The sequence below is a fragment of the Mucilaginibacter sp. P4_G9 genome (genome assembly GCF_056400985.1).
This window is the reverse complement of sequence record NZ_JBFUKF010000261.1, coordinates 1-7069: the sequence shown is the minus strand read 5'-3', so window position 1 is coordinate 7069 and position 7069 is coordinate 1. Positions and strand designations below refer to the sequence as shown.

Below are 7069 nucleotides of genomic sequence, written 5' to 3'. Positions count from 1 at the left end.
AATGATATTTTTGATTTCATTTATTAGGATGAAACCTCATATATGCGATAAGTTGGCATTTTTGACTATTTCTATAAAAACTGAAGTTTGTACACTAACTAAAAACCAGATTTTGGCGCTGTTAAACGCGGGCGCATTTAAACGTATCAGAACACGCCCGAAAATTACAGTGGCTTACAGGGCTTAAAACAGACTTGTTTTGAGGTGTGGTTTTATCCCCTACTCAGCCAATATTTTGATGCGGATATTACAAAACAGGAGGTAAATTTTAGTAGGCAGGAAAAGCTGACGGCAGCGCCAGGCGGCCAAAAAAATTACCACCTGGTTGAAGGTTTGGAAAAAAAAGGAAATACTAAGCCCGGTTTCTGTGCCTCGAAATTTGTTTCTGCGCTACAGGGTACAGGAAGATTGTAGACAGGATGAGGACGGAGCCTACCCAAAAACCGACAGACATTTTGTTCATGTCGCCAAAGAAAATAAACGCCATGATGATACCGTACACCGGCTCAAGGTTGGTGATAAGCGCCACCCGAAAGGCAGAAAGCTCGCGCATTACCGATACCCCGGCAACATAGGCAAGCGATGTGCATACGGTGCCAAGCAGTACAAGGTAGCCAATATCGGCTGGCTTTAGTATCATCTTTTCATTATAGCCGTTGGTGGCAAAAAGGTATATCGAGATCCAAAAAAAGGCGCCGGTTAGTTCATAAAATGCAATGATGGGGGCTTCGCTTTTCTTTACAAACCGTGAATTAATTATGGCAAAAAGACTGGCGCAAACAGCGCTTACCAGTCCGGCTATGATACCCTTAGTGTATTGTGTTTCGAATTTGAAAATTAAAACTATGCCGCTGATAATTAATAAACCTGCCAAAATTTGAAGTTTTGAGATCTTCGTTTTGTTGATCAGCGGCTCAAAAATGGCCGTAAATAATGTGATGCTGGATAGGCAAACCAGCGTTACCGGAACAGTTGAAAGCTTAATAGAAGCAAAGAAAAGGATCCAGTGACCGCCTACCAGGGCGCCTGTTAAAACCATTTTAAGCATGGTTTTGCGTTCAATTTTGAAGTCGGTTTTGCTGAATTTGAAGTACAGAAATAACGAAACAAAGGCTATAAGCACCCTATACCACACCAATTGTACCGCAGAAATGGTGATTAATTGGCCTAAAATGCCTGTAAATCCCCAAATAAATACAGTAAAATGGAGTATAATCAGATTTTTATTCACATTTGTTTTACTTTTATCCACTATTTTGGGGCTTTTAAAAGTAAATAATAACCCAGTATCCCAAATACAGTATTAGGAATCATAACAGTTAATAAGGGGGGCACCCCGCCTTTTATAGAAAATACGATAGAGAATTTCTCTAAAATTATGTAAGTAAAACAAAGCAAAATCCCTATCCCCAGGGGTAAGCCAACACCACCGCGCACCTTACGTGAAGACAAAGCTACCCCCAATACCGTTAAAACATACGCCGATAAAGGGTACACAAAACGATGGAATTTTTCGTAATAAAGGTTATTTAAAACCTCGGGTCGGCGCAGTCTTTCCTTGTCAATATTCTTGTTCAAATCATTTAATGACATGGCTGCATACACGTTATCATACACAATAAAATCTGTTGGGTGCATGTCTAAAACGGTATCTTTTTGGGCCGGATTATGAATAAATTGCTCCTTAAGCCCGTTCACATATTTTACCGAATAATCCTTTAATGACCATATTTTCTTCACAGAATCGTAGGTTACCTGTTGCGCTATGAGCTTCTCGCGCAGGGTGTCGCCATTAAATTTCTCCATGATAAAAGTATAACCTGTATGGTTAGTGGGGTCATAGTTTGCCAGGTAAACAAAGGTGTGTTTATCTATTTGCATATGTACCTGGCTTTTGGTAGGGTCGTTATCTGTTATGCCATTGGCATTTTCAAAGTCGTTTTTTAGGCGGTTTGTATAAGGTATTAAGTACACATTGGCAAAAAACGATACAATAAATATAAAGGAGGCAGCTATAAAATAAGGTCGTAAAAAGCGGTTAAAGCTGGCTTTTCCACTTAAAATAGGTACAATTTCTGTTTGGTTGGCCATTTTGGCCGTAAAGAATATCACCGCGAGGAAATTGATAAGCGGCGAAAGTAAGTTCAGGTAAAAGGGAACAAATCCGGCGTAGTACCTGAATATGATATCATGAAGCGTTGCATGTTTATTTGTAAAATTATCCAGCTTTTCTGATACATCAAACACAACCGATATCACCGCAAAAATTGCCATGGTGAACGCAAATGTGCCCAGGTATTTTTTAATGATAAACCTGTCGATAACCATCAGGTACCGGTGTATAAAAGTCCTCATCGGCAGATTAATTGTTTTTTAAAGCCATGGTTTATATTATGTAAGCAACGCTTTTTACGGTGCATTATTTGATCATCCTGTAATTATAATCGCTGGCCTAAACGACCCACCATCATGTTTTTCCATGCATAAAACTCGCCGGCAATAATCTTTTTACGGGCTTCCTTAACCAGCCAAAGATAAAAATGGAGGTTGTGCAGGGTGGCAATTTGTGCCCCAAGCATCTCGCCAGAGTGAATCAAATGGCGTAAATAAGCCTTGCTGTATTCCTTATCAGCAAACAAATCGCTGTCATCTTCAATGGCGCTAAAGTCGTTTTTCCACTTTTCATTTTTGATATTGATGATGCCGTTTTTGGTAAAAAGCATACCGTTACGGGCATTGCGGGTAGGCATAACACAGTCAAACATATCAATTCCTAACGCTATATTTTCCAGTATATTAACAGGAGTGCCTACGCCCATTAAATACCGGGGTTTTTGCTCGGGTAAAATATTGCATACAATTTCGGTCATGGCGTACATTTCTTCGGCAGGTTCACCTACCGAAAGCCCGCCTATGGCATTGCCCTCACGCTCAAATGAAGCAATAACTTCGGCCGATTTCATACGCAGATCTTTATATACAGATCCCTGTACAATAGGGAAAAGCGTTTGGCTATAGCCGTATTTTGGTTCGGTATTGTCGAACCTGTCGCAGCAGCGTTTTAGCCAGCGGTGGGTCATATCTATTGACCTTCGGGCGTAGCTATAATCGCACGGGTAGGGGGTACATTCATCAAAAGCCATGATGATATCGGCCCCGATAATGCGCTGGATATCCATTACATTTTCGGGCGTAAACAGGTGTTTTGAACCATCAATATGCGAGCGAAAGGTAACGCCTTCTTCCTTTATCTTGCGCACTTCGGTAAGTGAATATACCTGGTAACCGCCGCTATCGGTCAAAATGGGGCCGTCCCAGCCGTTAAATTTGTGCAGGCCACCGGCGCTTTCCAGCGTGTTTAGGCCTGGGCGCAGGTATAAATGATAGGTGTTTCCTAAAATAATCTGCGCTTCTATATCCGTTTTAAGCTCGCGCTGATGCACTGCTTTTACTGTGCCGGCTGTACCAACAGGCATAAATATAGGGGTTTGTATGGTGCCGTGATCTGTAGTTATTTCACCTGCGCGGGCTTTTGAAAGCGGGTCTTGTGCTGTTAATTTAAATTTCATTTCGAAGGGGCAAAATTAACAAAAAAAGCCTCACCGCAGCCCTGTCTAAAGGGGCGGAAGGTAAAAAGATTTATTTATGATGGTGGTAATCATGCAATTTAAAGGCCGTTGCCTTTGGAAGGATTGGGTGAGGCGTTATCCACACAAACCCCCTTCATCCTAAAAGTGTGGAAAAATACCTTATGTTATGCCCTCTAAATCTTAAATTTACGCCGATTAAGGTCTTTAAATTCGTGTAATTTTAACAACTTTGCCTGATTATTTTTGTTCATTGGAAACTTATATACAAGACGTACTCTTTCTGCTTTTTCAGCTTTGTTTTATTGTTCAGCTGTACTACCTGGTAAGCAACCATAGCCGCCTTGCCGGCTACCAGCATATGGATGAGTTGCCGCAGGCGCTGATACCTGTTTCTGTAATTATAAGCGCACGTAACGAAGCTAAAAACCTGCAGGAGAATCTTCCGTTTATATTAGAGCAAAATTATCCGGATTTTGAAGTGGTGGTGATAAACGATTGCTCATTTGATACTTCGGATGAAATACTGGAAGATATGCAACAGCGGTATCCGCATCTTAAGGTGGTTACTATAACCGAGCATGACCGGTTTAAAACAGGCAAAAAATTTGCCCTTACACTTGGCATAAAAGCATCAAAAAACGAATATTTATTATTCACCGATGCCGATTGTAAACCAGCATCGGCAAACTGGATAGCCCGCATGGCTATTAATTTTAGTACCAAAGCCGAGATAATTTTAGGGTATTCACCCTATTATAAGGCCGGCAGTTTTTTGAACAGGTTTACCCGTTTCGAGACCATTAAAACAGGTATGAACTATTTGTCGAGTGCTTTAAACAGTGATCCGTATATGGGTATTGGCCGTAACCTGGCTTACACAAAAACGTTGTTTTTTAGTGCTAAAGGCTTTGCATCGCACATGCATGTAATATCCGGCGATGATGACCTGTTTGTAAATCAGCATGCCACAGCAGATAATACTATTATCGAAATTCATCCCGAAACCTTTATTTATACCAGTGCAAAAACAACTTTATCATCATGGTTCAGGCAAAAGAAAAGACATGCAGGTGTAGGTAAATTGTACAAAAATAAGCACCGCCAAATGCTTAGCTTTGATGCCATAAGCGGTTTTTTATTTTATATATTATTCATACTTTGCCTGGTTTTAAATTATGAGCCCTTATTGGCATTAGGTTTGCTGGCTTTTAGGCTTGTTGTGCAGTTGATAATATACAGTAAGGTATTTAAAAAGCTTGATGGTAAAGATCTTATTTGGTATTTGCCGTTTTTTGACATAATATATTATATGTATTTAAATATATTTGGCTTGGTTGGCGCCTTTTTTAAAACTACCCAATGGAAATAAACGCAAACTTTACCGAGAACGCCAAAAACGATTTTCACCTGGTGGTGAGGGCGCGCACAGGCGATCAGAAAGCGTATGCTGATTTGATGCACCGTTACAAGGATTCGATTTACTTTATGGTGCTTAAAATGGTGAATAACAAAGAAGACGCCATGGACCTAACCGTTGAAACCTTTGCCAAAGCATTTGAAAAACTGGAGAAATACCAGCCGGATTATGCGTTTAGCACCTGGCTGTTTAGGGTAGCTACCAACAATTGTATCGATTTTATCCGCAAGAAAAAACTTAATACCCAATCTATCCACGGGATGACAGATGAGGATGGTGATGAAAAGCCGCTGCAGATAAAGGCAGATGTACTGAATCCCGAGGAAACATCTATCAAAAAACAACAAACTCAGGAACTAAAATTACTCATAGAAAGCTTGCCGGCGCGTTACCGCAACCTGATCACTTTACGTTACTTTGACGAGTTATCTTACGAAGAGATTGCCCAACAGCTTGATTTGCCGTTAGGTACCGTTAAGGCACAATTGTTTAGGGCCCGGTATTTATTGGGCAACATCATAAACCGCTTTAACAGGGATGACATCTGAGATCGTTTTTAAATATTTTCCAGACCTTACAGATCAGCAACGTGCACAGGTTGAGCAACTGCCCCAACTGTATAATTTATGGAACAGCCAAATCAATGTAATATCACGTAAAGATATCGATTTGCTGTATGAGCGCCATGTTTTACACTCCCTTGGCATAGCTAAAGTAATGTCCTTTTTACCGGGCGAAACTGTACTTGATGTAGGCACAGGCGGCGGTTTTCCGGGTATCCCATTGGCTATATTATTCCCAAAAACGCGGTTCCATTTGGTTGATTCTATTGGTAAAAAGATAAAAGTGGTGCAGGAAGTCGCCAAAGCTTTGGGCTTAAACAATGTAGAAGCAACACACGCCCGGGCCGAGCAGGTTGACGAAAAGTTTGATTTTGTGATATCGCGCGCGGTAACCCAGTTGAAAGATTTTTATCCATGGGTGCGTACCAAGTTCAATAAGCTATCCAAAAACAAGCTGCCCAATGGTATCCTCTACCTAAAAGGGGGCGATCTTGACCAGGAGATCAAAGAATCGGGACTTAAAGTGCAGCAATATCACCTTAAAGATTATTTCGGCGAAGAGTTTTTTGAAACCAAGCAGGTGATATATGTAAAGGCCGCGGTTTAATTTTGCTGATTTTGGATTTATGGCATTATTTCTCCTCTCCCCGTGTAACACGTTGTGCCAGGCGAAATAAATTTGTTGATGTAAATGAATAACTTTTAGCTGTTATATGGCGTGATGATCATGGCTTTGGTTATTTGTACGCGATGCCGCGTAAAACACCAATCCTATTACAAACAGCGCTCCGCCGGCAAAAACCGGTAATTTAAATGTCCAGCTGCCTTTAGGGCCGGTTACAATTGTGCTGCTGCCAGAACTATCTACCAGATTAACAGTTTTTTTGTAGAAGAAGTTGCTGACAATAAAAAGAGCAATACCCACAATGACTAAAGTGATTCCAAACTTTTTCATGATAATTGATTTAAATGACACCCAATTGGTATTATTAAGTCCGCATATCAATTGAGTATTTGATTTTTCAACAAACAGTATGTCTGTTGTGTTTGTACCAAGTTAACTATTTTTTTAATATTATCCTAAGGATAATTGAATGAAATAGGAGTAAAAAGAGGGGGCGATTTATATAGAAAAATGCCGAAGCGGATTTTAGTCCGTTCAGCAATTTTGCCTCATTGGGTTGAGGTTTTTTTATCCGGTTTGCCGTTTATCATAAATGTATTTAATGCTGTGCAGGTACCGCATTTGCCATTAAACTTACTGCTGGATATTATGGTTTTACTTCGGCAGGGGCTACAGCCGGTGCAGGAGTTTTCTTTGCTTTAGGTTCGTCAAAAGTAATCTTAACCACTTTTACAGGCGTCACTTTTAAATTTTTAACCTGTTTTGGTGAAACCGGTTGTGCAGGAGCAGGCTCGTCAAAAATAACCTTAGCCACTTTTACTGGTGCCACTTTTAAATTCAACTTTTTAACCTGTTTTGGTGAAACCGGTTGTGC

8 protein-coding genes are annotated in these 7069 nt (G+C 40.5%); 3 read left to right on the top strand and 5 right to left on the bottom strand.

Features of this window, described 5'->3' with window-relative positions; genetic code table 11:
• Positions 1–352: 352 nt before the first annotated feature.
• From AC1DPZ_RS18865 to tgt, 3 genes are all read right to left on the bottom strand, one after another.
• Positions 353–1231 carry a DMT family transporter gene (locus AC1DPZ_RS18865; protein ID WP_477406253.1) on the bottom strand — a complete coding sequence of 293 codons (879 nt, stop codon included), beginning with the start codon at positions 1229–1231 and terminating at the stop codon, positions 353–355.
• 20 nt (positions 1232–1251) lie between these two features.
• Positions 1252–2355, bottom strand: a complete 1104-nt coding sequence (locus tag AC1DPZ_RS18860; RefSeq protein WP_477406251.1) for an LptF/LptG family permease — start codon at positions 2353–2355, stop codon at positions 1252–1254.
• Positions 2356–2438: 83 nt separating this feature from the next.
• A complete protein-coding gene (gene tgt, locus AC1DPZ_RS18855; RefSeq protein WP_477406249.1) occupies positions 2439–3569 on the bottom strand; it encodes a tRNA guanosine(34) transglycosylase Tgt in 1131 nt (376 codons plus the stop codon).
• Positions 3570–3840: 271 nt separating this feature from the next.
• Here tgt and AC1DPZ_RS18850 point away from each other — a divergent pair, with 271 nt between their 5' ends.
• Genes AC1DPZ_RS18850 through rsmG form a run of 3 tightly spaced genes read left to right on the top strand, consistent with a single transcriptional unit; the run spans position 3841 to position 6177 of the window.
• Positions 3841–4959, top strand: a complete 1119-nt coding sequence (locus tag AC1DPZ_RS18850; RefSeq protein WP_477406247.1) for a glycosyltransferase — start codon at positions 3841–3843, stop codon at positions 4957–4959.
• Entirely contained in the window at positions 4950–5555 is a 606-nt protein-coding gene (locus tag AC1DPZ_RS18845) for an RNA polymerase sigma factor (protein ID WP_477406245.1), read from the top strand. Before AC1DPZ_RS18850 ends, AC1DPZ_RS18845 begins: the two co-directional genes overlap by 10 nt.
• The gene (gene rsmG / locus AC1DPZ_RS18840; RefSeq protein WP_477406243.1) at positions 5545–6177 is read left to right on the top strand and encodes a 16S rRNA (guanine(527)-N(7))-methyltransferase RsmG; all 633 of its coding nucleotides are present in this window, start codon (positions 5545–5547) and stop codon (positions 6175–6177) included. Before AC1DPZ_RS18845 ends, rsmG begins: the two co-directional genes overlap by 11 nt.
• Before the next feature lie 102 nt (positions 6178–6279).
• Here rsmG and AC1DPZ_RS18835 read toward each other — a convergent pair whose 3' ends face one another.
• Entirely contained in the window at positions 6280–6525 is a 246-nt protein-coding gene (locus AC1DPZ_RS18835) for a hypothetical protein (RefSeq protein ID WP_477406241.1), read from the bottom strand.
• 316 nt (positions 6526–6841) lie between these two features.
• A partial coding sequence (locus AC1DPZ_RS18830) for a hypothetical protein (RefSeq protein WP_477406239.1) occupies positions 6842–7069 on the bottom strand: 228 nt, incomplete at its 5' end.